This window comes from Streptomyces sp. SID5464, from assembly GCF_009862985.1.
GTDB lineage: Bacteria > Actinomycetota > Actinomycetes > Streptomycetales > Streptomycetaceae > Streptomyces > Streptomyces chartreusis_D.
On the sequence record NZ_WWIQ01000053.1, the window covers coordinates 1,330 to 26,017 of the forward strand.

The window sequence follows — 24,688 nt, forward strand, 5'->3', positions numbered from 1 at the left end:
TGGAGTACAAGTACCTCGCCGTGCCCGTGGCAGACGGACGCGGCTGAGCGGCTCCCTCATCAAGGGCTGGCCGGGCGGGGAGATCGGGCAGTTACCGACGGACGTGCGAGTCGCGGGGGGCGCGGGGAACTGCGTGACAAGCCCCCCGCACCCGCAGACGCGTCACCGCCCGCCGGCCCCCCACGGCACCTGCGGCGACCGGTACCACTCCATACCCAGGGCATCCCACCGCTCGGCCTGCGCGGCAAGCCGCATCTTGTACCGCTCCCAGTCATGGGTCCCCACCGGCGACCACCCCAGCTCGGCAACCCCCGGCAACCGCGGAAACGCCATGTACTCGATGTGCTCGGAGTTCTCGAGAGTCTCCGACCACATCGGCGCCTCGACCCCCTTCACGGCACCACCCGGCACTCCGGGCAGATACGCCCCCGGATCCCAGTCGTACGACCGCTTCACCTCGACATGACCGGCCCAGGACAGCCCCAGCGGCGTGTCCTTCGTGTACTTCATGTCGAGGTACACCCGGTCGGCCGGGGACAGAATCACTCCGGTCCCGCTCTGCGCGGCCTTCGCGACCCGCGCCTTCTCCTCGGCACCGGTGCCGTCCAGTCCCCAGTACTGGGCGAGAGCTCCCTTCGCCGGCGTCGCCCCGGTCAGCTGGTGCCAGCCGACCACCGTCTTGCCGTACTCGGCGACGACCGGCTGTACCCGGTCCATGAACTTCACGTAGTCCTCGTGGCTGGTGGAGTGCGCCTCGTCGCCACCGATGTGCAGGTACCTGCCCGGCGTGAGCGCGGCGAGTTCCCGGATCACGTCGTCCACGAAGTCGTACGTGATGTCCTTGCCGACGCACAGCGAGCTGAAGCCGACCTCGGTGCCGGTGTAGAGCGGGGGTGCCACGCCGTCGCAGTTCAGGTCGGCGTAGGAGGCGAGGGCGGCGTTGGTGTGGCCGGGCATGTCGATCTCGGGCACGACCTCCAGGTAGCGGGAGGCGGCGTACCGCACGATCTCCTTGTAGTCGGCCTTGGTGTAGAAGCCGCCCGGGCCGCCACCGACCTCGGTCGACCCGCCGTAGGTCGCCAGACGCGGCCAGGAGTCGATGGCGATGCGCCAGCCCTGGTCGTCGCTGAGGTGCAGATGCAGCTTGTTGATCTTGTAGAGGGCGAGTTGGTCGATGTAGCGCTTGACCTGGTCGACGGTGAAGAAGTGCCGGGAGACATCGAGCATGGCGCCCCGCCAGCCGTAGCGCGGGGTGTCGGTGACGGTGCCGCCCGCGACGAGCCAGGGGCCGGGCTGGACGGTGTCCTTCTCGACGGCCGCGGGGAGCAGTTGGCGCAGGGTCTGCACGCCGTGGAAGAGACCGGCGGGCCGCGCGGCGGTGATGGTGACGCCCTTGCGGCCGCTGTCGAGACGGTAGCCCTCGGCGCCGAACGGGCCGTCGGCGAGGCGGAGTCGGATGCCTCCGGTGCCGTGGACGGTGACGGGGAGGCGGTAGCCGGTGGAGGGGCGGAGGATCTTCGCGAGGTACTCGCCGACGCGGCGGGTCTCGCGGGAGTCGTCGACGCGTATGTGGGTGCCACGGGTGATCCGGTAGGGGGACCCGCCCGGGGCGGCCGAGACGGGCGCGGGAATCACGCGGTCGAGCGGGGTGGGTGATGCCGCCGTTGCGGGAGCGGCCCCCGTCACGGAGACGCCCGTCGCGACCAGCAGCAGGGAACCGAGAAACCGAAGCGTTCTCACAGAACCGTCCCTTCCATGAGCCGTTGAGCTCCAAGAGGTCTGGACCACTCTCTCGTGACATGGATGGAACAATCCACCCCATGGCGGAAATCATCCAGAAGGACGGCACGTGGGCTTTCGACGGCGACGCTCTGCGGCTGACCCCCGGGCGGGACAAGAACGTCAGTCTGCTGCGCAGGGAGCTGGGTGAACTGGTCATCCCCCTGGGGGCGTTGGCCGGGATCTCCTTCGAGCAGGGCAAGAAGGCGGGGCGGCTCAGGCTGCGCCTGCGCGACGGAGCCGACCCGCTCCTGCACGCCACGGGCGGCCGGCTCACCGAGCCCCACGACCCGTACCAGCTGATCGTGGAGTCCGACCGCTACGGCGTCGCCGAGTACTTCACGGACGAGGTCCGGGGCGCCCTGCTCCTCGACCAGGTCCCCGCCGACCCGGTCGACGCGTACCTGCTGCCGGGCCCCTCCGTCCCCCTGTCGGTCTCCGCCGGGGACGGCACCGCCGGCTTCGACGGCGAGCGCATACGCCTGGAGTGGAACTGGAAGACGGAGGACGCCAAGGCAGCCGCCGGTGCCCGCACGCTCATGCTCACCGACATCACGGGCGTGGAGTGGCAGCCGGCGGCCGGCCTGGAGAACGGCTACCTCCGCTTCACCGTGCGGAACGCGCCCACCAAGGCCCCGCCCAAGTACGACCCCAACGCCGTGGAGCTGTGGGGCTTCAAGAAGGACCCGCTGATGGCGCTGGTCGCGGCGGCGGTCCAGGCCAGGCTTCCGCACCCGGCCCGGCCCGCCGACGACATGGGGGACGCCCGACCGGAGCCGCCTTCTCCTCCGGTCGCCTCCGCCGAGGACGAGCACGACGCCCTGCTGCGCCGCCTGCGCGAGCTCGGTGAGCTGCACCGCACGGGCGTGCTGACGGACGAGGAGTTCGCGCTCGCCAAGCAGGCGATCCTCAAGCGGATGTGACGCCCCCTCGGGGCGCTACTTCGCCCGGCGGGCCACCGTGAAGTGGTCGATCCGCTCACCGGTCTCCGCGATGCCCTGCACCTTCAGAGTGGTGTAGTGGCCTCGCGGCGCCGGGGTGACGTCCACGCGCAGGAACGAGTAGTTCAGATAGCGGACCCGCGACCAGGCCACGGTCTCGTTCTGCTTGCCGTCCTTGAGGTTGACGAAGGAGGCCACCGAGTCGACCTCGTGCTCGTGCCCCTCGTAGGAGTCGGGCGCCGAGAAGGCGTACAGGCTGCGGCCGGCCGCGCCCGCGGTCACGTACACCACGCCCTCGGTCTCGGGGTAGGCCGTGCCGCCGATCGGCAGCTTCTTGGCGACCTTGTCGCCCTTGATGACGTCGGTGCGCTCGTACTGGTGGTTGTGGCCGTTGATGACGAGGTCCACCTGGTACTTCTCGAACAGCGGCACCCACTCCTGGCGCACACCGCCCTCCGAGGCGTGCGCGGTGGAGGTGCAGTAGGCGCAGTGGTGGAAGAACACGACGACGAAGTCGATGTCCTTCGCGGCCCGGTACTTCTTCAGCTGTGCCTCGAACCACTTGGTCTGGGTGCCGCCCGAGATTCCGAGGTTGGCCGGGATCTCGAAGGACACGTCGTTGGGGTCGAGCGAGATGACCGCCGTGTTGCCGTAGACGAAGGAGTAGACGCCCGGCAGGTGCTCCCTGTCCGGCCCGTTGTCGGGAAGCGTGAAGCGGGCCTGCTCACCGCCGTACCCGTTGGGCGAGTACCAGGCCTCCATGTCGTGGTTGCCGTACGACACCATCCAGGGGACGGACTTGGCGACCGACTCGGTCTGGGCCAGGAACTGGTCCCAGGTGCGCGAGTCGAAACCGGTGTCGGAGGTCTTGCCCTGGCCGGTCGGGTCGCCGTAGGCGATGTCGCCGGCGTGCAGGTGGAAGACCGGGTTCTGGCCGAGGATCAGGCTGTCGTTGGCCAGCGCGTGGTAGCTGACGCCCTGGTCGCCGAAGGCCGTGAAGGTGAAGGGCGCCTTGTGCGCGGGGGCGGTGGTGAAGGTGCCGAGGGTGCCCAGCAGGTGCGGCTCGGCCGGGTCGAAGCCCTGGTGGCCGACGCCGTAGTAGTAGGTCCGGCCCGGGCGCAGGTGGGTCAGCTTGGCGTGGACGTAGTACTGGGTGTGGTCCCCGCTCGCGCCTACACCGGCCGGCGTGAAGAGGGTGCGGACCTCGGCGTCGATTTTGCGGGAGAGGTCGGTGGGGTGGGCGCCGATCCGGATGAACGGCTTCTTGACGGCGACCGGGACCTGCCAGGAGACGGTCATCTCCGTGCGCGGATCGTTGCCGTAGGCGAGGTGGCGGCCGAAGGGGGCGACGAAGGCACCGTCGACGGCCTCGGTCGCGGGAGCGGTCCGCGCGGTGGGAACGGCGGCCTGGGCGGTGGCACCCGGTACGAACGCGCCACCGGTGACGGCGCCGAGCGTGACGGCACCGCCTCTGATCATCGTGCGCCGGGAGAATCTGGCGCGCAGGTACTCGTGCTGCTCGGCCATGCTCATGCGCTCGGCGAGCCGCTCGGGTACGCCCATACGAGGAATGTCCATGGCGTCCAAAAATCGACGCCTCGGGCAACGGGATACCGGCCGCCCGGTGGACGCTTCACGAACAGGCGCTCATGACAGATTCAACGTTCCCCCAAAAGATTCCAACAGCCACCTGCCCGAAAGCGGGCAGAATTCTTGCGAAAGCTCTGCCCGTGCCCCAGGATCTAGCGAGTGCACGACGAACTCGTTGATCATCTGACGCGGTCCACCCCCCTCAACCGGGGTGAGGCGCTGCGCGTGATCCAGGACGTGCTCGCCTACTTCGACGAGACGACCGAGGAGTACGTCCGTCGCCGCCACCGCGAGCTCCAGGCCCAGGGCCTGGTGAACGCGGAGATCTTCGAACGGATCGAGGCGGATCTCAAATATCGCGCGGTGGCACCACCGGAGCTCTCGCTCCGGCAGCTGCGGCGCATCGTCTACGGCTGAGGAATACGTATACATGTGCGGAATCGTCGGTTACATCGGGAAGCGTGACGTCGCTCCCCTCCTCCTGGAGGGCCTCCAGCGCCTGGAGTACCGCGGGTACGACTCCGCGGGCGTCGTCATCACGTCCCCGAAGGCCTCCGGCCTGAAGATGGTCAAGGCCAAGGGCCGCGTCCGCGATCTGGAGGCCAAGGTCCCGGCCCGCTTCAAGGGCACGACCGGCATCGCCCACACCCGCTGGGCCACCCACGGCGCCCCCTCCGACGTGAACGCCCACCCGCACCTCGACGCCGAGGGCAAGGTCGCCGTCGTCCACAACGGCATCATCGACAACGCCGCCGACCTGCGCCGCAAGCTGGAGGCGGACGGCGTCGAGTTCCTCTCGGAGACCGACACCGAGGTCCTCACCCACCTCATCGCCCGCTCGCAGGCCGAGAAGCTGGAGGACAAGGTCCGCGAGACCCTCCGGCTCATCGAGGGCACCTACGGCATCGCCGTGCTGCACGCCGACTTCCCCGACCGGATCGTCGTCGCCCGCAACGGCTCCCCGGTCGTCCTCGGCATCGGCGAGAAGGAGATGTTCGTCGCCTCCGACATAGCCGCCCTGGTCGCCCACACCCGCCAGATCGTCACCCTGGACGACGGCGAGATGGCCACCCTGAAGGCCGACGACTTCCGCACGTACACGACGGAGGGCACCCGCACCACCGCGGAGCCCACCACCGTGGAGTGGGAGGCCGCCTCCTACGACATGGGCGGCCACGACACCTACATGCACAAGGAGATCCACGAGCAGGCCGAGGCCGTGGACCGCGTGCTGCGCGGCCGCATCGACGACCGCTTCTCCACCGTGCACCTGGGCGGCCTCAACCTCGACGCCCGCGAAGCCCGCCGCATCCGCCGCGTGAAGATCCTCGGCTGCGGCACCTCGTACCACGCGGGCATGATCGGCGCCCAGATGATCGAGGAGCTGGCCCGCATCCCCGCCGACGCCGAGCCGGCCTCGGAGTTCCGCTACCGCAACGCGGTCGTCGACCCCGACACCCTCTACATCGCCGTCTCCCAATCCGGCGAGACCTACGACGTCCTCGCCGCCGTGCAGGAGCTCAAGCGCAAGGGCGCGCGGGTCCTGGGCGTGGTGAACGTGGTCGGCTCCGCGATCGCCCGTGAGGCCGACGGCGGCATCTACGTGCACGCGGGCCCGGAGGTCTGCGTCGTCTCCACGAAGTGCTTCACGAACACCACGGTCGCCTTCGCCCTCCTCGCCCTCCACCTGGGCCGCACCCGCGACCTGTCGGTCCGCGACGGCAAGCGGATCATCGAGGGTCTGCGCAAGCTGCCCACCCAGATCGCCGAGATCATGAAGCACGAGGAGGACGTCAAGAAGCTGGCCCTCGACTTCGCCGAGGCCCGCTCGATGCTCTTCATCGGCCGGGTGCGGGGCTACCCGGTGGCCCGCGAGGCCTCCCTGAAGCTCAAGGAGGTCTCCTACATCCACGCCGAGGCCTACCCCGCATCCGAGCTCAAGCACGGTCCACTGGCCCTGATCGAGCCCGCCCTCCCCACGGTCGCGATCGTCCCCGACGACGACCTCCTGGAGAAGAACCGCGCCGCCATGGAGGAGATCAAGGCCCGCAGCGGCAAGATCCTCGCGGTGGCCCACCAGCACCAGGAGAAGGCCGACGAAACCATCGTCGTCCCGAAGAACGAGGACGAACTCGACCCCATCCTGATGGGCATCCCCCTCCAGCTCCTCGCCTACCACACGGCCCTGGCCCTGGGCAGGGACATCGACAAGCCCCGCAACCTGGCCAAGTCGGTGACAGTCGAGTAGTCGGCTCTTGGGGGCGCGGGCAACTGCGCGACAAGCCCCCACCCGCCCGTACAGGCCACACAAGAGGACGGACCCCCACGCGCTGCCACCAGGCACAGGGGGTCCGTTTTCATCGCCGGGAAGCCGCCCAACTCCCCGGCCTGCGCGGCTAACCGGTGGCCGTCACTCCCCGGCCCGCAGCGCGTCGCGGAACCGCCGTGGGCCAGTGCGCGAGCACCGCCGTGGCCGCGTACCAGGCGACGGCCCCCGCCGCCACGGCGAACCACCCACCGGCCTTCGCGAGTCCGTCGTTCTCGGCGAACACGGCGATCGCGAGGAGCAGCAGCGAGACGAAGAACAGCCCGTACACGCCCTGCCCGAGCTGGTCCCCGCCGGCGAACGTCAGCGACAACACCACCAGCGCGAACAACAGCAGGAACAGTCCCGCCGCGTTGGTGGAGACCTGCGCGTCGGCCGACACGGCCCACGTGAACCACAGCGCCCCGAGCACCGAGAACGCCGTCCCGCCGACGGAGTCGCCCCCGCGCAGGGCCAGCAAGCCGGCGGCGAAGAGGGCAATGCCGCCCACGTACTGGGCGACTGACACGGCGTCAGCGGCTGACACCCCGTCGATCACAGCGGTGTGCCCCAGCCCGAAGGCCAACAGGGTGATTCCCAGGGCGAGTCGACCGGCCACGGTGGTGATTCCGCTTCCCGCGGAGACGTCTTTGTCCACGGCGGGCTCCCTTAGTGCATGTGCAGTTGTGCGGTGTCCCGTATATGCCCTTCACAAGGGCACAAACACCTCTACGCGCGGGTAGATTTACGCGCCGCACAAGGGAGTTGTTCCTGCGTGACGTCAGGGAATGACGATGACGGGCCGCTGCGCCCGCTTGGCGAGCCGCCCGGCGACGGAGCCGAAGATCCGCCCGACGATGCCGTGGGTCGACCCCACGACGATCGCGTCGGCCTCGTACTCCCGGCCGACCTCTTCGAGTTCGTGGCAGATGTCGCCGCCGCGCTCGACCAGGATCCAGGGCACCTCGGCGAGGTAGTCCGCACACGCCAGCTCCAGCCCGAGCACCTCGGTCCGGTGGTCCGGCACGTCCACGAACACCGGCGGCTCGCAGCCGGCCCACACGGTGGTCGGCAGCCGGTTGGCGACGTGGACGATGATCAGGCCCGACCCGGAGCGATGGGCCATGCCGATCGCGTACGCCAGGGCGCGCTCACTGGACGTGGAGCCGTCGAAGCCGACGACGACCCCGTGCTTGAAGGCGGGATCGCAGGAGTGGCGTGGCTCTTCCGCCGCCAGGGGCTCGGCCGCCGTGGGATCGGCGACGGGCCGCTTGCGGTCCGCGGGTTCGAAGAATTCGTGACCGGCCATGGCTGTCTCGGCGTTGTGATCCTTTATGGGAGGGACAACAGTGTGCGGCGGAGCTGTGTCCGGGAATGGTCTTCCCAACCCCATACCCCCAAGGGTACGGCGGCACGCCTCCTTAGCCCAGATCCCGCCCGCCGTGCGTGCGGGTTCCAGGGAGCATGCACGAGGCACCGCCCGTAACGCAATGGTTGCTGCGCTGTACAGGCGGTTTGCACGGGATTCACTTACCCGTGGAGGTGAGCGGGTCACACAGTGACCTGCTCACCGGCCACGCGTTGAACCCCGTGAGTCACGCCACAGGGAGCACCCATGCCCGGATCCCGTCCCGCCTCCGAGGCGGACCACGCGGCCCCGCCACCGCGGGACACCGCGACGGACGTGGTCCGCTGGGCGGCCTTCAGCTGCCTGCTCGTCCCGGTCGTGCTCCTCGGCTACGGCGCCTCCCTGGCCGATGCCGCCGGCACGGCCCTCGGGCTCGCGGCCGTCACGGGCGCCTGCCGGGTCCTGCTGCGCCAGTCCGAGCGCGGCGCGGCCCGGCTGGCGGCCGAGGACCGGGCCCCCCACCGGGGCCGGCACCACCGCACCGGAACCGGGTCGCACCGCGGTGGACGGCACACTGGCGGGGATACACCGGTCGGCTGACCGGTTTCCGCGCACGCGCACGCTGCTTTTCAGCCAACTTCTCGCACCTGTGCATCACCCTCCCTGACCACCCCCCAACCCCCGTTCGACCTGCACGGAAAGGGCCTCAGGGGTGCTGCGCACCCTACGCGGATTGGCCACTGCGACAAGGCGCACTTCCCTGCACGCCCCACGAGTGCAACGCTTCGTGATCGAATGCTTCACGCCAAGTTGCCAAGTCGACAATGTGCCGAGTGCCGAACCGGCCACTGCGGCGCGACGGGACACAGTAGATTCGATCTTGACTGTCTACGGCGGGGGACTCGTGCAGGACCGAGGGGAAACGTGCAGGAGCGACACAACCGAGGAGCCGCGACCACCGAGGGGGGCTTAGCAGTATGAGCCACGACTCCACTGCCGCGCCGGAAGCCGCGGCCCGGAAGCTTTCCGGGCGACGTCGCAAGGAGATCGTTGCGGTGCTGCTGTTCAGCGGCGGCCCCATCTTCGAGAGTTCCATACCTTTGTCGGTGTTCGGGATTGACCGCCAGGACGCCGGCGTGCCGCGCTACCGACTGCTGGTGTGCGGCGGCGAGGACGGCCCACTGCGGACCACAGGGGGCCTGGAACTCACCGCACCGCATGGCCTGGAAGCGATCTCGCGCGCGGGCACGGTCGTCGTACCGGCCTGGCGTTCGATCACTTCTCCGCCACCCGACGAGGCGCTCGACGCGCTGCGCCGGGCACACGAGGAGGGCGCCCGCATCGTCGGGCTGTGCACCGGCGCCTTCGTCCTCGCGGCGGCGGGCCTGCTGGACGGCCGACCCGCGACGACACACTGGATGTACGCGCCGACGCTGGCGAAGCGCTATCCGTCGGTGCACGTCGATCCGCGGGAGCTGTTCGTCGACGACGGCGACGTGCTGACGTCGGCGGGCACGGCCGCGGGCATCGACCTGTGCCTGCACATCGTGCGCACGGACCACGGCAACGAGGCGGCAGGGGCCCTGGCCCGGCGCCTCGTCGTGCCCCCGCGCCGAAGCGGCGGGCAGGAGCGCTACCTCGACAGGTCTTTACCGGAGGAGATCGGCGCCGACCCGCTCGCCGAGGTCGTCGCCTGGGCGCTGGAGCACCTCCACGAACAGTTCGACGTGGAGACGCTGGCGGCACGCGCGTACATGAGCCGTCGTACGTTCGACCGCCGCTTCCGCTCGCTGACCGGGAGCGCGCCGCTGCAGTGGCTGATCACGCAGCGGGTTCTCCAGGCGCAGCGCCTGCTGGAGACGTCGGACTACTCGGTGGACGAGGTGGCGGGGCGCTGCGGCTTCCGGTCGCCGGTCGCCCTGCGCGGACACTTCCGCCGCCAGCTGGGCTCGTCGCCGGCCGCTTACCGGGCGGCGTACCGCGCCCGGCGCCCGCAGGGCGAGCGGCCGCAGGACACCGAGGCCGCACCGGGCGGTCCCGGGTCCGGCATGTCCGGGCCCGCGGGGCATCCCGGCCAGCCGGGCCAGGCGCCCGCCTCGCTGCATCCGGAGCACCCCGTCCCGCTCCAGTCCCGCCGTACGGCGGCGGCGAGCGCGGTCGGATCGTCCCCGGCCCTGTCCGCGTCGGCGTCGTCCGCGTCGGACAACGGGCGGGAGGCCTACGTGCCGAGCCGGGCGAGTCTGCCGGGGCAGCGCAGCGCGACGTGAGCCGGTGACCGGGCCCGCGGGGAGGTGAGCCTCCGCGCGGGCCCGGTGCCGTTTCGGCACGCAGGCGCGCCGCCGGCCACGAGGTCACCGCACGGCCGGTCCGGCCCGCGGCGGCTCACCGTAAGGTGAGACACATGAACGATCGCATGGTGTGGATCGACTGCGAGATGACCGGCCTCTCGCTGTCGGACGACGCGCTCATCGAGGTGGCCGCCCTCGTCACCGACTCCGAGCTGAACGTGCTCGGCGAGGGCGTGGACATCGTCATCCGGCCGCCGGACCGCGCGCTGGAGACGATGCCGGACGTGGTGCGTCAGATGCACACCTCGTCCGGGCTGCTCGCCGAGCTGCCGGACGGCACGACGCTGAAGGACGCCGAGGAGCAGGTCCTGACGTACGTCAGGGAGTTCGTCAAGGAGCCGGGCAAGGCCCCGCTGTGCGGCAACTCCGTCGGCACGGACCGCGGCTTCCTGCTGCGTGACATGCCGACGCTGGAGGACTACCTGCACTACCGGATCGTCGACGTCTCGTCGATCAAGGAGCTGGCCCGCCGGTGGTACCCGCGGGCGTACTTCAACAGCCCGCAGAAGAACGGCAACCACCGGGCGCTCGCCGACATCCGCGAATCCATCGCCGAGCTGCGCTACTACCGCGAGGCCGTCTTCGTCCCGCAGCCCGGGCCCGACTCGGACACCGCGAGGAAGATCGCCGCGAAGCACGTGCTGCCTGCGCAGTAGCCGTGCCGGGGGCCCGCGGAGGGGCGCCGCGAAAGCCGGGCGCGAGCACCCCTTCGGACCCTGTACACTTTTTCTCGGCCGGTCGGGGAAATCACTGACCTCCAAGCCGGTCGTGGTGGGTGTAGCTCAGCTGGTAGAGCACCTGGTTGTGGTCCAGGATGCCGCGGGTTCGAGTCCCGTCACTCACCCTGAGTAATCAGCCGGTGGCTTCGCGTCGAAGCCACCGGCTGATGCTTTTGGCGCGCCGGTCCAGGGCCGGGCAGCGGCCGGGCTTACGGTCGGCGGCATGGACGGTGAGCGCCGAGGGTGGCTTGCGTGCGTGCTCAGCGGGACGGTGTTCGCCGTGTGCATGGCCGGCACCACGCTGCCGACTCCCCTCTACCCCCTCTACCAGGACAAGTTCGGGTTCTCCGAGCTGACGGTGACCGTGGTGTACGCCCTGTACGCCTTCGGGGTCATCGGGGTTCTGCTACTGGTCGGCAACGCCTCGGACGCCGTGGGCAGGCGCCCGGTGCTGCTGTGCGGCCTGGGCCTCGCGGCGGCGAGCGCCGTCTGCTTCCTGTGCGCCACCGGGCTGGGCTGGCTGTACGCGGGGCGACTGCTGTCAGGACTGTCCGCGGGTCTGTTCACCGGTGCGGCCACGGCGTACGTGATGGAACTCGCCCCGGACGGCGGCGCCTCCCGGGCCACGTTGGTGGCGACGGCCGCCAACATGGGCGGATTGGGCTGCGGCCCGCTGCTCTCCGGCGTGCTCGCGCAGTACGCCGGCTGGCCGCTGTACCTGCCGTTCGTCACGCACCTCGTGCTGGTGGCCGGGTCGGCCGCCGTCCTGTTGCGGCTCGCGGAGACCGTACGGGAGCGGAGACCGCTGCGCGCCGTCCGGCCGCAGCGCCCCGCGCTGCCCCCGCAGGTGCGGGCGGTGTTCGCCCCCGCGGCGATCGCCTCGTTCGCGGGGTTCGCCCTCTTCGGGGTGTTCACCTCGGTCAGCCCGGAATTCCTCGCCGAGTCCCTGCACGTGGACGACCACGCCGTGAGCGGGCTGGTCGTCGCGCTGGCGTTCTTCGCGTCGACGGGCGGGCAACTGGCGGTCGGCGGGGTCGGTGTGCGGCGCTCCCTCCCGCTGGGCTGCGCCGGACTCCTCGCGGGGCTGGCCCTGCTCGCGGGCGCGCTGCGGTGGGACCTGATGTCACTGGTGGTCCTGAGCGCACTCGTCGGCGGCGCCGGGCAGGGCCTGGCGTTCCGCGCCGCGCTGTCCGAGGTCGCCGGGGCGTCTCCCGAGCACCGGCGGGCGGCGGTGCTCTCGACGCTGTTCGTCGTCGCCTACGCCGGCATCTCGGTCCCGGTGATCGGCGTCGGCCTTCTGACGGACCGGATCGGCCTGGAGGGCGCGGGCCTGGTCTTCATCGCCTGCATGGCGGTCCTGGTGTCGACGGCGGCCGTCTACCTGGCCCGGCGTCCGGCAGAGGCGAGGGTCTGACTGTCCCTCTGTGCGATCGTGACGCCATGGGTGAGCCGGTGGAGCGGGTCGACGAGCGGGACAGGGTGATCGGGGTCGTCGACCGGGACGAGGCGATCCGGCACGGCTGGCTGCACCGGGTCGCGACCACGGTCTGCCGTGACCCGTGGGGACGGGTGCTGGTGTACCGGAGGCCGGAGCACGTGTCCCGGTTCCCGGGCCACTACGACTGGCTGGTCGGCGGGGGCGTCGAGGTCGGGGAGACGTACGAGGAGGCCGCGGTCCGGGAGCTGGCCGAGGAGCTGGGGGTTCGGGTGCAGGTGCGGTTCGTCTTCAAGTTCCTGTTGCGAGGGGCGATCAGCCCGTACTGGCTGGGCGTGCACGAGGCGGTCGTCGCCGAGCCCCTCGCTCCCGACCCGGCCGAGATCGCCTGGCACGGCTGGGTCGGGGAGCGGGAGCTTCAGGAGGCGCTGCGGCGGTGGGCGTTCGTGCCGGACGGCGTGGACGTCATGCGGCGGTGCCCGGGGCTCCGTGCGCCGAGCGGCGCCACGCCGCCGTCAGCTCCGCCACGCTCGTGAAGCGTTCGGCCGGGTCCGTGCGCGTGGCCCGTTGCACGAGCGCCAGTTGGGCCGCCGTCCCTCGCCACGTGGGCTTCTCGCCGGCCGTGTTCAGCAGGAGGCGAATGGCGCGGCCCAGGGCGTGCACGGTGGTGCGGGTGTCGATCGTCGAGCCGCGTTGCCATTCCTCCGGGGCCATGAAGCGCCGTGAGCCCGGCAGGCGGTCCGCCTGGAGCACGAACGGGCCCGGGCGGTACTCGTCCAGGTCGATCAGGTGGAGTTCGCCGGCGTCGAAGTCGTAGAGGAACGCGCCGTCGTAGAGGTCGACGGCGACGAATCCCGCGGCCTCCACCGCCAGGTGGGCATCCAGGAGATGGCCGATGGTCCGCAGCACCCGGGGGACGGGGAGGTCCTGGAAGCGGGCCAGAGGACCTGCGTGCCGCAGCGACGCGGGCGAGTACAGGGACTCGCCTCGGCGCCAGGGCAGCACCACCGCCGTACGTCCGTCCCCCGTGGCGAACCGGTGCAGTTGGGGGACGATCGCCGGATGCCGTACCGCCCGGTGGAAGGCCCAGGCGCGGTGCAGCGACCGCTCGGCGGCGTCGGTCGTCGCCTCCTTCACGAACCAGCGTTCCCCGTCGGCGAGCCGGACCCCGTACGACACGCAGCCCGAGTCCTGGTCGCGGAAGGCCCGGAAGACCTCGCCCACCGTGCGCAGATACGGCTCGGTCCGAGCGACCTCGGTGATCTCCAGCAGGGGATGCGGCGTCACGACGACGACCGGGGCACCAGCTCCGTGGCCAGGACCACCTGCCGTCGGTCCAGCCCCCGGGACGCCAGGGGGCGGCGGTCGGCGACCTCCGTGAGGAGGAGGTCTATCATCCGGCGGCCCATCTCCTCGATGGGCTGGCGGACGCTGGTCAGGGGCGGTTCCATGTGGCGGGCGATGGCGGAGTCGTCGTAGCCGACGAGCGCCACGTCGTCGGGGATGCGGCGCCCCGCCTCGCGCAGCGCATGGCGGGCACCGGCCGCGGTGACGTCGGAGCCGGCGAAGACCGCGTCCAGGTCGGGCCGGCGCTCCAGCAGCGCCGCCATGGCACGGCTGCCGCCCTCCTCCGTGAAGTCGCCCGGCTCGATCAGCGCCTCGTCGGCCTCGTGGCCCGCGTCGCTCAGCGCGTCGCGGTAGCCGTCGATGCGGCGCTGGGCGCCGTAGACGTCGAGGCGGCCGGTGATGTGGGCCACCCGGCGGCGGCCGCGGGAGAGCAGGTGCTCGACGGCCTGCCGGGCGCCGCCGTAGTTGTCCGAGTCGACCGACGGCAGCGTCTCCCCCGCCGATCGCGGGCCGCTGATCACCGCCGGGATGTCCAGCTGGGACAGCAGGTCGGGCAGCGGATCGTCCGCGTGGACCGAGACCAGCAGGACGCCGTCCACCCGGTGGGCGGCCAGGTACTGGGCGAGACGGCGGCGTTCGCGGTCGCTGCCCGCGAAGATCAGCAGCAGCTGCATCTGCGTCTCGGACAGCTCCGCCCCGACACCCTTCAGCATGTCCGAGAAGTACGGCTCCGCGAAGAACCGGGTCTCCGGCTCGGGGACGACCAGGGCGATCGCGTCCGTGCGGTTGGCGGCCAGGGCGCGGGCCGCGGTGTTCGGGACGTAGCCGAGCTCGGCGACCGCCGCCTCGACGGCCGCACGGGTCGCGTCGCTGACCCGGGGCGAACCGTTGATCACCCGGGACACCGTGCCGCGGCCGACACCGGCGCGCGCCGCCACCTCTTCGAGGGTGGGCCGGCCACCGCTTCGGCCCCGCGCTCCGTGGCTTGCCATGGGCTCCGCCTTCCCGTCCACACCCGCACTCTGCGGCTGGCCTGGAATTTAACAGGCTCGCCGGCTGGAGTGACCGCTGCCGAGGCCTGCCGCCCCCGGCCTTCCGCTTCGGCCGGGGGGCAGGTTCGACTGGCCTGATACCGCCGTCCGGGGCCGCGACAAACTGCGGCCCGGGTCCAGTTAACAGCCCGATAACTGAACGCATCTCTCGCTGTCCGGTCCCTTGACACCCCCGCCCCGACCGGAGAACCTTCAACACATCACCGGTGGGAGCGCTCCCACAGTACCTGACACATACACAACCCGCACGTTCCCCACCCGAGCCGCAGCGAGTAAAAACGGGTCCAACAATGCAGTTGGCCGGGGGGTCGGCACGTCAGGGCAACAGGAGGACGACATGCGAGCACGCATCCGAACCGCCCGCAAGGCGATGGTCGTCGCGGCCGTCGCATCGCTGGGCGCCGGGCTGCTGGCCGGCTGTGCCGACGACGGCGGAGACGACAGTTCCGGTTCCTCGTCCGGCGACGGCGGCGGCAAGACGACGATCTCCGTGGGGCTCTTCGGCACCATGGGCTTCAAGGAAGCCGGCCTCTACGCCGAGTACGAGAAGCTCAACCCGAAGATCAAGATCGCCGAGAACGTCGTCGAGCGGAACGAGAACTACTACCCGGCGCTGCTGAACCACCTCACCACGAACAGCGGTCTGCTGGACGTCCAGGCCGTCGAAGTCGCCAACATCGCCGAGGTCACGGCGACCCAGGCCGACAAGCTCGAGGACATGTCGAAGGCTCCGGGCGTCGACAAGAGCAAGTGGCTGCCCTGGAAGTGGCAGCAGGCCACCACCAAGGACGGCAGGACGATCGGCCTCGGCACCGACGTCGGCCCGATGGCGATCTGTTACCGCACGGACCTCTTCAAGCAGGCCGGTCTGCCCACCGACCCGGCCGAGGTCGGCAAGCTGTGGGCCGGTGACTGGGCCAAGCTCGTCGAAGTCGGTGAGCGCTACAAGTCCAAGGCCCCCAAGGGCACCTTCTTCATGGACTCCCCCGGCGGTTTGATCCAGGCCATCCTGGGCAGCGAGAAGGAGAAGTTCTACGACGCCTCCGGGAAGGTCATCTACAAGACCAACCCGGCCGTCAAGGCCGCCTTCAACCTGACCGCGGAGGCCGCCGCGAAGGGCCTCGTCCAGTCGCAGACGCAGTTCCAGCCGGGCTGGAACTCCACGATCGCCAACAACAAGTTCGCCGCGATCGCCTGCCCGCCGTGGATGCTCGGCACGATCAAGGGCAACGCCAAGCCCGAGGCCGCCGGCAAGTGGGCCGTGGCCACCGCGCCCAAGGGCGGCAACTGGGGCGGCACCTTCCTCACCGTGCCGAAGAGCGGCAAGCACGTGAAGGAGGCCCAGAAGTTCGTGACCTGGCTGACCGCGCCGGAGCAGCAGGCGAAGCTGTTCAAGGTGCAGGCCAGCTTCCCGAGCGCCCCGTCCGCCTACACCATGCCCGAGGTGACCGGCGCGACGAACGAGATGACCGGTGACCAGAAGATCGGCCCGGTCTTCGCGGAGGCCGCCAAGGCCGCCCCGGAGCAGGTGATCGGCCCGAAGGACCAGATCATCATGCAGGGCCTGACGGACAACGGCGTCATCCTCGCCACGAAGGGCAAGTCCGCCCAGGAGGCCTGGGACTCCGCGGTCAAGACCATCGACAACAAGCTGGACCAGTGACCCGTATGGCCACCCGTCACGACACCGCCGCGCCCCCCGTGGAGGGGGGCGCGGCCCCGGGCCGCCCGCCCGGGGACGCCGCGGCCGTGGAGAAGGAGCGCCGGCGCCGGGACCGGCTGTCCCGCCGCTGGCAGCGGGACATCCGCTGGAGCCCGTACGCCTTCGTCTCCCCGTTCTTCCTGCTGTTCATCGCGTTCGGCCTGTTCCCGCTGATCTACACGGGCTGGGCCTCGCTGCACCAGGTGGAGCTGACCGCGCCGACCGACATGAACTGGGTCGGGCTGCGCAACTACACCCGGATCTTCGACGACGAGTTCTTCTGGAACGCGGCGAAGAACACCCTGACCATCGGCATCATCTCCACCGTCCCGCAGCTGCTGATGGCGATGGGCATCGCCCACATCCTCAACTACAAGCTGCGGGCCTCGACCTTCTTCCGGGTCGTGATGCTCGCGCCGTACGCGACGTCGATCGCCGCCGCCTCGCTGGTGTTCGTGCTGCTCTTCGGCCGTGACTACGGCATGATCAACTGGGCGCTCGACATGGTCGGCATCAACCCGGTCGACTGGCAGAACGACAAGTGGCCCTCGCAGATCGCCGTCTCGTCGATCATCATCTGGCGCTGGACCGGCTACAACGCGCTGATCTACCTGGCCGCGATGCAGGCGATCCCGCAGGACCTGTACGAGTCGGCGGCGCTGGACGGGGCCAACCGCTGGCAGCAGTTCATCCACGTGACGCTGCCGGCACTGCGACCGACGATCCTGTTCACGTGTGTCGTGTCGACGATCGGCGCGAGCCAGGTCTTCGGCGAGCCGCTGCTCTTCGACGCCAACAAGGGCACGTCCGGCGGCGCGGAGCACCAGTTCCAGACGCTCGGTCTGTATCTGTACGAGCAGGGCTGGGTCGCCCAGCACCTGGGCCGTGCCTCGGCGATCGCCTGGACGATGTTCCTGATCCTGATCGTCATCGGGGTCGTCAACTACGTCATCTCGCGCCGGCTGCGCGCCAGTAGTTAAGGAGTGGTGGCCGTGACGACGACTGTGACGCCCCCCGACGCGCCGCCGCCCGGTGCGCCCGCGAAAGAGTCCAAACGCCCGCGTCTGCCGAAGTCGGCACGGGCCGGCGGGCAGCTGCACGGCGGTCCGATCGCCTACGCGATCCTCATCGTGTTCACCATCGTCTCGCTCTTCCCGCTGGTGTGGACGGCGATCGCCGCCTCCCGTGACAACCAGCGGCTCGCGCAGACGCCGCCGCCGTTCTGGTTCGGCTCCGGCCTGTTCGACAAGCTGGAGATCGCCTGGAATGAAGCCAATCTGGGTGAGGCGTTCTTCAACACCACGATCGTGGCGGGTGTTTCGGCGCTGGTCGTCGTCTTCCTGTCGACGATCGCCGGTTTCGCCTTCGCCAAGCTGCGGTTCAGGGGCCGGGGCGCGCTGATGCTGATCGTGATCGGCACGATGATGGTGCCGCCGCAGCTGAGCGTGATCCCGCTGTACATGATGGTCGCCAAGCTCGACTGGACGGACCAGTTGCAGGCGGTGATCTTCCCCTCGCTGGTCAGCGCGTTCGGTGTGTTCTTCATGCGGCAGTACCTGATCCAGGCGCTGCCGGACGAGATCATCGAGGCCGCCCGGGTCGACGGGGCGAGCAGCTGGCGCGTGGTCTGGCACGTGGTGTTCCCGGCTGCCCGGCCGGCGATGGCCGTGCTCGGGATGCTGACGTTCGTGCAGACGTGGAACGACTTCATGTGGCCGTTCCTGGTGCTGACCCAGATGGGCAACCCGACCGTGCAGGTCGCGGTCGCGGGCCTGGGCCGCGGCTACACGCCCGACCAGTCCCTGATCATGGCGGGCGCGCTGCTGGGCACGCTGCCGCTGCTGCTGGTCTTCGCGATCTTCGGCAAGCAGATCGTGGGCGGCATCATGCAGGGCGCCGTCAAGGGCTGACGCCTCGTCCGTTCTCCCAGGGTTCTTCCAGGGTGCCGGGTCAGCGCCGCCCCGGCCCCTGTTCCTCCCTCCTCCCCCCTCCCTCTTCCCCCCTCGCCTCTCCACGACCTCCAATGGGAGCGCTTCCATGCCTGACTCCGAGAACCCGGCCGCTGCGGTGACCTTCCCTCCCGCCTTCCTCTGGGGCGCGGCGACCTCCGCGTACCAGATCGAGGGCGCGGTGCGGGAGGACGGCCGTACGCCGTCGATCTGGGACACCTTCAGCCATACGCCGGGCAAGACGGCCGGCGGCGACCACGGTGACATCGCTGTCGACCACTACCACCGCTACCGCGAGGACGTGGCCCTGATGGCGGAGCTGGGCCTGGGCGCCTACCGCTTCTCCGTCTCGTGGTCGCGGGTGCAGCCGACCGGCCGGGGTCCGGCCGTCCAGAAGGGCCTGGACTTCTACCGCCGGCTGGTCGACGAGCTGCTGTCCAAGGGCATCAGGCCGGCCGTCACGCTCTACCACTGGGACCTGCCGCAGGAGCTGGAGGACGCGGGCGGCTGGCCGGAGCGTGACACGGCGTACCGTTTCGCGGAGTACGCGCAGATCGTCGGCGAGGCGCTGGGCGACCGGGTCGAGCAGTGGATGACGCTCAACGAGCCGTGGTGCAGCGCGTTCCTGGGCTATGCCTCCGGGGTGCACGCCCCGGGCCGGACGGATCCGGCGGCGTCGCTGCGTGCCGCGCACCATCTGAACCTGGCGCACGGGCTGGGCGCGTCGGCGCTGCGGTCGGTGATGCCGGCCCGCAACACGGTGGCCATCAGCCTCAACTCCTCGGTGGTCAGGCCGCTTTCGCAGAGCCCGGCGGACCTGGCGGCGGCCCGGAAGATCGACGACCTGGCCAACGGCGTCTTCCACGGCCCGATCCTGCACGGCGCCTACCCGGAGTCGCTGTACGTGGCGACGGCGGAGCTCACGGACTGGAACCACGTCCTCGACGGCGACCTGACGCTGATCAACCAGCCGCTGGACGCGCTGGGCCTCAACTACTACACGCCCTCGCTGGTCTCGGCGGCCGACCCGGCGGCGAAGGAACCCCGCGCCGACGGCCACGGCTCCAGCGACCACTCGCCCTGGCCGGCCGCGGACGACGTCGCCTTCCACCAGACGCCCGGCGACCGCACCGAGATGGGCTGGACGATCGACCCGACCGGCCTGCACGAGCTAATCATGCGCTACACCCGGGAGGCACCGGGCCTGCCGCTGTACATCACCGAGAACGGCGCGGCCTACGACGACAAGGTCGACTCGGACGGCCGGGTGCACGACCCGGAGCGCGTCGCCTACCTGCACGGCCACCTGTCGGCGGTCCGCCGCGCGATCGCCGACGGCGCGGACGTCCGCGGCTACTTCCTGTGGTCCCTGATGGACAACTTCGAGTGGTCGTACGGCTACGGCAAGCGCTTCGGCGCGGTGTACGTGGACTACGCGACGCTCGAACGCACCCCGAAGTCCAGCGCCCACTGGTACGCCCGGGCGGCCCGGACGGGCACGCTGCCGGAGGTGGAGGCGGTCTAGCCACTGCGGAGGCGGGGGGACGGGGCGCGGCACTGATAGGGGAGTGCCGCGCCCCGGCATGTCAGGAGACGCCGCGTGGTGTCAGCAGTCGGCGGGTCGTCGTCACGCCCCACTCGTCCAGGGACAGCAAGCGGTCGCTGGAGGCCATCAGGCCGCCCGTGGACTCCACGTGTGCCGCCCACTGTTCGCGGGTCTCGACAGCGGGGCGGGCCATCAGGCAGTCGGGGTCGTTGGTCCAGAGGCGGTCGTGCTGCCACTGGCGGGCCGCGCCAGTGAACTCGGCCGGGTCCTGGCCCGGCTGGGAGTAGTCGTCCGCCTCGGGGCGGCGGTGCGGGGCCGTGTCGGGGCTGACGCGCATGGCGTCGAAAAGGCCGATGGAGGGGAGCATCGGGGCGCCGCAGCCCAGGAGGTAGGAGTCCGGGCCGATCGCGTCGCGGATCAGGCGGATGCCCCCGCGGTACGCCGTCAGGGGGTCGACGTCCGCGTGGCGGAGGCCGGCCAGGGCGCCCGCGTAGAGGAAGTCGGTCTTGAAGTAGTCGTAGCCCTCGGCGCGCAGGGTCGTGAAGACCTCGGTCAGGTACGCCGCCGCGTCCGGGTGGGTGGTGTCCAGGACCCGCAGGTCGTGGCCCCAGTTGCGGCCGGCGTGGGCGAAGCCGCCGGCGGTGTCCCGGACCAGCCAGTCGGGGTGTTCGGCGGCCAGGTCGCTCGCCGGGTCGACGAGGAAGGGAGCCGTCCAGATGCCGGCGCGGCGGCCGCGGGAGCGGATCTTGTCGGCGATTCCGGCGCGGGAGCGGAAGCGTCCGGAGAGGGTCAGCCAGTCGCCGAGTGCCTGCTGGTAGCCGTCGTCGATCTGGACGACGTCGACGGGCAGGTCGAGGGTGTCCATCGCGCGGAGGTTCTCGTGGATGTCGTCCTCGGTGACGTCCGTGAAGTACTCGTACCAGGAGCACCAGACGCTGGGCGCCGGGCGCGGGGCGTCCAGTCCGAGACTGCCCGCCCAGTCGCGCAGCACCGACTGGACGTCCTCGCCCGTCCACTCCTTCACCGGGCCGTCGGCACCGACCTCCGCGACCCCGTCCCGTACGGCGAGCCGGATCGACGGCACCTCGCGCGTCGGCTCGGCCGCCGCCCACAGCCGGACCGGTGCGCCGTCGCCGGGGTCGAGCGCGAGCAGGCCCTCGCCCTGGAAGACGCCGGCGGGGACGGTGACGCCGGGCCGGTAGCAGACCGTGGCCCAGTTGGCGTTGGCCGGACGGTGGGGAGCCGCGCCCAGGGCGTAGGCGCCGCTGGGGCTCCAGGACTGCCAGCCCTCCTCGTGGACACGGGCCTGGCGGAGGTCGACGGGCACGGAGGCCAGCGGCGTGAAGGGGTGGTGCACGGTGCTCTCTTTCGGAAAGGTCAGCCCTTGTTGGCGCCCAGGGTCAGGCCGCTGACGAACTGGCGCTGGAGCACGAAGTAGACGATGAGGGTGGGGATCGCGGTGAGCAGGGCTCCGGCGGCGACCAGGTTGGGGTCGGTGAAGTACTGCCCGGAGAGGTTGTTCAGTGCCGAGGTGATCGGCATGTTCTCGCCGGTGGAGATCAGGACGATGGCCCAGAAGAAGTCGTTGTAGATCCAGATGGACAGCAGGGTGGCGAGGGCGGCCATCGCGGGCTTGCACAGCGGCAGCACGATCTGCCAGTACAGGCGCCAGACGGAGGCGCCGTCGACCAGGGCGGCCTCGGTCAGTTCGTGCGGCAGCGAGCGCATGTAGTTGCTCAGCACGAACGCGCAGAAGCCGGACTGGAACGCCACGTGGATCAGGACCAGGCCGAGCGCGGAGTCGTAGAGCTTGCCGCTCATCGTGATGCCGGGCAGGTCGATCAGCAGGTACAGCCGGTACAGCGGCGTGATGATGACCTGCTGGGGCAGCAGGTTGCCGGCGGTGAAGACCAGCAGCAGGGCCAGGTTGAGGCGGAAGTCGAAGCGGCTGACGTAGAAGGCGACCATCGACGACAGCAGCAGCGTCAGCAGCACGGCCGGCACGGCGATGATCAGCGTGTTGCCGAAGTAGTGGAGCATGTCCGACTGCTGGAAGGCGGCGGTGAAGTTGTCGAAGCTCAGCTTGTCGGGCCAGGAGACATAGCCCTTCGTGCTGGTCTCCGAGTAGGGCCGCATCGCCGCGAGCAGCGCCCACAGCAGGGGCGCCAGCCAGGCCAGCGCCGTGACGACGAGGAAGGTGTGCAGCAGGATCCGGGCGGGGCGGACGGGGGTGCGCTGCTTGTGAGCGTCGGCGACGGTGCTCATGCGCGCCGCTCCTTCCGGAAGGTGGCGATCAGGTACGGGATGATCACCGCGAGCGAGATCACCAGCAGGACGACCGCGATGGCGGAGCCGTATCCGATCCGGCTGGACTCGCCGATGATGTTGTTGGTCACCAGGATCGACAGCAACTCCGTGCCCTGGGCGCCCTTGTTGAAGACGAAGACCAGGTCGAAGGCGCGCAAGGCCTCGATGATCGTGACGACCAGGACGACGGTGTTGGTGGGCCGCAGGGTCGGGAAGACGACGTTCTTGAACGTCTGCCACTCGTTGGCCCCGTCCAGCGCGGAGGCCTCGCGCAGGGCCGGGTCGACGCTCTTCAGGCCGGCCAGGTAGAGGATCATCATGTAGCCGGCGTGCCGCCAGGAGGCGGCGACCAGGATGGCCCAGAGGTTGAGGTCCGGGTCGCCGATCCAGTCGATGTAGTGGCCGGGCTTGTTGGCTCCGATGAGGCTGTTGATCAGGCCGGTGTCGGGGTTGTAGATCAGTTGCCAGACGAAGCCGATGACCGCCAGCGACATCACGACCGGCAGGAAGAACGCGGTCTGGTAGACGCGGCTGAACCGGATCTTCTTGTCCAGTTGCACGGCCAGGAACAGGCCGAACGGCGTGGGCAGCAGGATGAGCACGACGAACCAGATGACGTTGTGCTCGACGGCGGGCCAGAACTGCGGGTTGCTGGTGAACAGCTCCTTGAAGTTCTGCAGGCCGACCCACTTGATGGAGTCGAAGCCGATGCCGTCCCAGGTGGTGAAGGCCAGCGCGATGGAGGCGAGGGCCGTCAGCCACACCAGGGCGACGTGCAGGATCGTCGGCACGCCCGCCATCAGGCCGAGCGTGATGCGGTCGCGGCGGGTCAGCAGGCGACGGTGGCCCGTCGAGCTCTTCGCGGGAGCGGCGCCCGGAGACGGCGCGGGGACCGTCTCCGGGTTCTCGGTGGAGGTGTCGGTGCTCATGAGGACGCGAAGATCGTCTTCTTCTGACGCTCGATCGACGAGAGGATGCTGTCGACGTTCTTGGGGTTGCGGATGAAGTTCTGGAGCGCGGGCTGCATCACCGTGGAGGTGAAGTCCGGACGGGAGTCGCGGTCCATGAACTGCGTGAGGCTCTTCGCGCTGGAGATCATCTCGAAGGACTTCTTCTGGAGCGCGGTGTAGGAGGCGGTGTCGGCCTTGGTGGAGGCGGCGACCACGCTCGAGTCGGCCTTGAGGTAGATCTGCTCGGCCTCGGGGGTGCCCAGGTACTCCAGCAGCTTGACGGCGCCGTCGTGGTTCTTCGGGGCCTTGGAGAGCATGAAGCCGTCGGTGGGCGCCTCGACGGTGTCCTGGCCGAACTGCGGGTCGATCTCCGGGAAGGCGAAGAAGTCGAGGTCGTCCAGGTCGGCCTTGTTGGTGAACTGCTGGCCGACGAAGGTGCCCAGCAGATACATGCCGGCCTTCTTCGCCACCAGGGTCTGGGCCGCGTCCTGCCAGGTGCGGCCCACCGCGCCGTCCTGGTGGTAGGGGAGGATCTCCGTCCAGTGGTCGAAGACCTTGCGCACCTTGGGGTCGGTCCAGGCGGCCTTGCCGGCCATCAGCTCGACGTGGAAGTCGTAGCCGTTGGTGCGGAAGTTGATCTGGTCGAAGGTGCCCATCGCGGGCCAGGCGTCCTTGTCGCCGAAGGCGATCGGGACCAGCCCGTCCTTCTGCATCCGCTTGCACAGGGCGACGAAGTCGTCCCAGGTGGTGGGGACCTTGTAGCCGTGCTGGGCGAAGACGCTCTTGCGGTAGAAGACCGCCCACGGGTACGTGTACAGCGGCACGAAGTAGTACTTGCCGTCCTCGCCCTTGCTGAGCTTCTTCATCGCCTCGGGGAAGTTCCCGCCGATCTTCTGCCACACGTCGTCGATCGGGGTGGCCAGCTTCTTCGACGCGAAGAACTGCATGCGGTAGCCGGCGAACCAGGTGAAGACGTCGTCGGGCGTGCCCTGGAGGTAGGAGTTGATCTGCTCCTGGAACGTGTTGTGGTCCTTGGTGTTCACGTCGACCTTGATGCCGGACTTCTTCGTGAAGGCGGCGTAGATCTCGGCGAACGCCTTCTTCGGCACCGCGTCCGAGGAGTTCGAGCCGAGGCTGACCGTCTTCGGGTCGGCGGCCGTGCCGCTGCCGCCACAGGCGCTCAGCAGGGGTATGCCGGCACCGAGCAGGGCCGCGCCACCTATGCCGCGCAGCAGAGTGCGGCGGCTGGGAGCGGTGAGGGAGAGTCCGGAAGGAGAGAGGTCGTGCATGAACGGCTCCTGGGGGCAGGGTTCGGCCACGAGGGTGTGGCGTGAAATCCGGTCTTAATCGACCAGAAATCAACTTGACCG

Annotated in this window: 22 protein-coding genes and 1 tRNA gene; 13 read left to right on the forward strand and 10 right to left on the reverse strand. The window is 70.0% G+C overall.

The genetic code is table 11. The annotated features are described in order from the left end of the window. Positions 1-162: 162 nt before the first annotated feature. Entirely contained in the window at positions 163-1,740 is a 1,578-nt protein-coding gene (locus GTY47_RS25670) for a beta-N-acetylhexosaminidase (RefSeq protein WP_010047878.1), read from the reverse strand. 80 nt (positions 1,741-1,820) lie between these two features. Here GTY47_RS25670 and GTY47_RS25675 point away from each other — a divergent pair, with 80 nt between their 5' ends. Then, positions 1,821-2,702, forward strand: coding sequence for a DUF4429 domain-containing protein (locus GTY47_RS25675; RefSeq protein WP_010047879.1), 882 nt, complete (start codon positions 1,821-1,823; stop codon positions 2,700-2,702). 15 nt (positions 2,703-2,717) lie between these two features. On the opposite strand, the gene GTY47_RS25680 is transcribed toward GTY47_RS25675, so the two are convergent. Next, positions 2,718-4,283: a metallophosphoesterase family protein gene (locus GTY47_RS25680; RefSeq protein WP_010047880.1), complete on the reverse strand. Its 1,566-nt coding sequence runs from the start codon at positions 4,281-4,283 to the stop codon at positions 2,718-2,720. Between the two features lie 186 nt (positions 4,284-4,469). Here GTY47_RS25680 and GTY47_RS25685 point away from each other — a divergent pair, with 186 nt between their 5' ends. Then, positions 4,470-4,727: a hypothetical protein gene (locus GTY47_RS25685; protein WP_010047883.1), complete on the forward strand. Its 258-nt coding sequence runs from the start codon at positions 4,470-4,472 to the stop codon at positions 4,725-4,727. Between the two features lie 13 nt (positions 4,728-4,740). Beyond that, the gene (gene glmS, locus GTY47_RS25690; RefSeq protein ID WP_010047885.1) at positions 4,741-6,558 is read left to right on the forward strand and encodes a glutamine--fructose-6-phosphate transaminase (isomerizing); all 1,818 of its coding nucleotides are present in this window, start codon (positions 4,741-4,743) and stop codon (positions 6,556-6,558) included. Between the two features lie 148 nt (positions 6,559-6,706). Here the strand turns inward: glmS and GTY47_RS25695 are convergent, their stop codons facing one another. Together GTY47_RS25695 and GTY47_RS25700 are read right to left on the reverse strand one after the other, a co-directional pair. After that, the gene (locus GTY47_RS25695) at positions 6,707-7,273 is read right to left on the reverse strand and encodes a GPR1/FUN34/YaaH family transporter (RefSeq protein ID WP_010047887.1); all 567 of its coding nucleotides are present in this window, start codon (positions 7,271-7,273) and stop codon (positions 6,707-6,709) included. Between the two features lie 123 nt (positions 7,274-7,396). Further along, the gene (locus GTY47_RS25700) at positions 7,397-7,924 is read right to left on the reverse strand and encodes a universal stress protein (protein ID WP_010047889.1); all 528 of its coding nucleotides are present in this window, start codon (positions 7,922-7,924) and stop codon (positions 7,397-7,399) included. Positions 7,925-8,230: 306 nt separating this feature from the next. Here GTY47_RS25700 and GTY47_RS25705 point away from each other — a divergent pair, with 306 nt between their 5' ends. From GTY47_RS25705 to GTY47_RS25730, 6 genes are all read left to right on the forward strand, one after another. Further along, positions 8,231-8,563: a hypothetical protein gene (locus GTY47_RS25705; protein WP_010047890.1), complete on the forward strand. Its 333-nt coding sequence runs from the start codon at positions 8,231-8,233 to the stop codon at positions 8,561-8,563. Between the two features lie 377 nt (positions 8,564-8,940). Continuing rightward, positions 8,941-10,230 carry a helix-turn-helix domain-containing protein gene (locus GTY47_RS25710; RefSeq protein ID WP_029181738.1) on the forward strand — a complete coding sequence of 430 codons (1,290 nt, stop codon included), beginning with the start codon at positions 8,941-8,943 and terminating at the stop codon, positions 10,228-10,230. Between the two features lie 134 nt (positions 10,231-10,364). Then, positions 10,365-10,967, forward strand: a complete 603-nt coding sequence (orn, locus tag GTY47_RS25715) for an oligoribonuclease (RefSeq protein ID WP_010047894.1) — start codon at positions 10,365-10,367, stop codon at positions 10,965-10,967. Between the two features lie 115 nt (positions 10,968-11,082). Further along, positions 11,083-11,155, forward strand: a tRNA-His gene (locus GTY47_RS25720). Between the two features lie 98 nt (positions 11,156-11,253). After that, complete coding sequence (locus GTY47_RS25725) at positions 11,254-12,444, forward strand: MFS transporter (RefSeq protein ID WP_029181739.1); 1,191 nt, start codon at positions 11,254-11,256, stop codon at positions 12,442-12,444. A 26-nt stretch (positions 12,445-12,470) separates the two neighbouring features. Next, a complete protein-coding gene (locus GTY47_RS25730) occupies positions 12,471-13,001 on the forward strand; it encodes an NUDIX domain-containing protein (protein WP_040904347.1) in 531 nt (176 codons plus the stop codon). On the opposite strand, the gene GTY47_RS25735 is transcribed toward GTY47_RS25730, so the two are convergent. Next, on the reverse strand, positions 12,931-13,752 hold the full coding sequence (locus tag GTY47_RS25735; protein WP_010047900.1) for a serine/threonine-protein kinase: 822 nt from the start codon (positions 13,750-13,752) through the stop codon (positions 12,931-12,933). The genes GTY47_RS25730 and GTY47_RS25735 overlap by 71 nt on opposite strands. Next, a complete protein-coding gene (locus tag GTY47_RS25740; RefSeq protein WP_010047902.1) occupies positions 13,749-14,804 on the reverse strand; it encodes a LacI family DNA-binding transcriptional regulator in 1,056 nt (351 codons plus the stop codon). The genes GTY47_RS25735 and GTY47_RS25740 overlap by 4 nt, the downstream gene beginning before the upstream one ends. A gap of 397 nt (positions 14,805-15,201) precedes the next feature. Here GTY47_RS25740 and GTY47_RS25745 point away from each other — a divergent pair, with 397 nt between their 5' ends. From GTY47_RS25745 to GTY47_RS25760, 4 genes are all read left to right on the forward strand, one after another. Continuing rightward, a complete protein-coding gene (locus tag GTY47_RS25745) occupies positions 15,202-16,527 on the forward strand; it encodes an extracellular solute-binding protein (protein ID WP_010047903.1) in 1,326 nt (441 codons plus the stop codon). A gap of 5 nt (positions 16,528-16,532) precedes the next feature. Continuing rightward, positions 16,533-17,546, forward strand: a complete 1,014-nt coding sequence (locus GTY47_RS25750; protein WP_010047904.1) for a sugar ABC transporter permease — start codon at positions 16,533-16,535, stop codon at positions 17,544-17,546. A 12-nt stretch (positions 17,547-17,558) separates the two neighbouring features. After that, positions 17,559-18,476: a carbohydrate ABC transporter permease gene (locus tag GTY47_RS25755; RefSeq protein WP_029181740.1), complete on the forward strand. Its 918-nt coding sequence runs from the start codon at positions 17,559-17,561 to the stop codon at positions 18,474-18,476. A gap of 127 nt (positions 18,477-18,603) precedes the next feature. After that, positions 18,604-20,040, forward strand: coding sequence for a GH1 family beta-glucosidase (locus GTY47_RS25760; protein ID WP_010047906.1), 1,437 nt, complete (start codon positions 18,604-18,606; stop codon positions 20,038-20,040). A gap of 61 nt (positions 20,041-20,101) precedes the next feature. Here GTY47_RS25760 and GTY47_RS25765 read toward each other — a convergent pair whose 3' ends face one another. The 4 genes from GTY47_RS25765 to GTY47_RS25780 are packed head-to-tail and all read right to left on the reverse strand — an operon-like array spanning position 20,102 to position 24,607. Continuing rightward, positions 20,102-21,418: a glycoside hydrolase family 36 protein gene (locus GTY47_RS25765; protein ID WP_010047908.1), complete on the reverse strand. Its 1,317-nt coding sequence runs from the start codon at positions 21,416-21,418 to the stop codon at positions 20,102-20,104. Positions 21,419-21,438: 20 nt separating this feature from the next. Further along, positions 21,439-22,326, reverse strand: coding sequence for a carbohydrate ABC transporter permease (locus GTY47_RS25770; RefSeq protein WP_010047911.1), 888 nt, complete (start codon positions 22,324-22,326; stop codon positions 21,439-21,441). Continuing rightward, entirely contained in the window at positions 22,323-23,297 is a 975-nt protein-coding gene (locus GTY47_RS25775) for a sugar ABC transporter permease (RefSeq protein WP_010047913.1), read from the reverse strand. Before GTY47_RS25775 ends, GTY47_RS25770 begins: the two co-directional genes overlap by 4 nt. Next, positions 23,294-24,607, reverse strand: a complete 1,314-nt coding sequence (locus GTY47_RS25780; RefSeq protein ID WP_029181741.1) for an ABC transporter substrate-binding protein — start codon at positions 24,605-24,607, stop codon at positions 23,294-23,296. Before GTY47_RS25780 ends, GTY47_RS25775 begins: the two co-directional genes overlap by 4 nt. Positions 24,608-24,688: the final 81 nt, after the last annotated feature.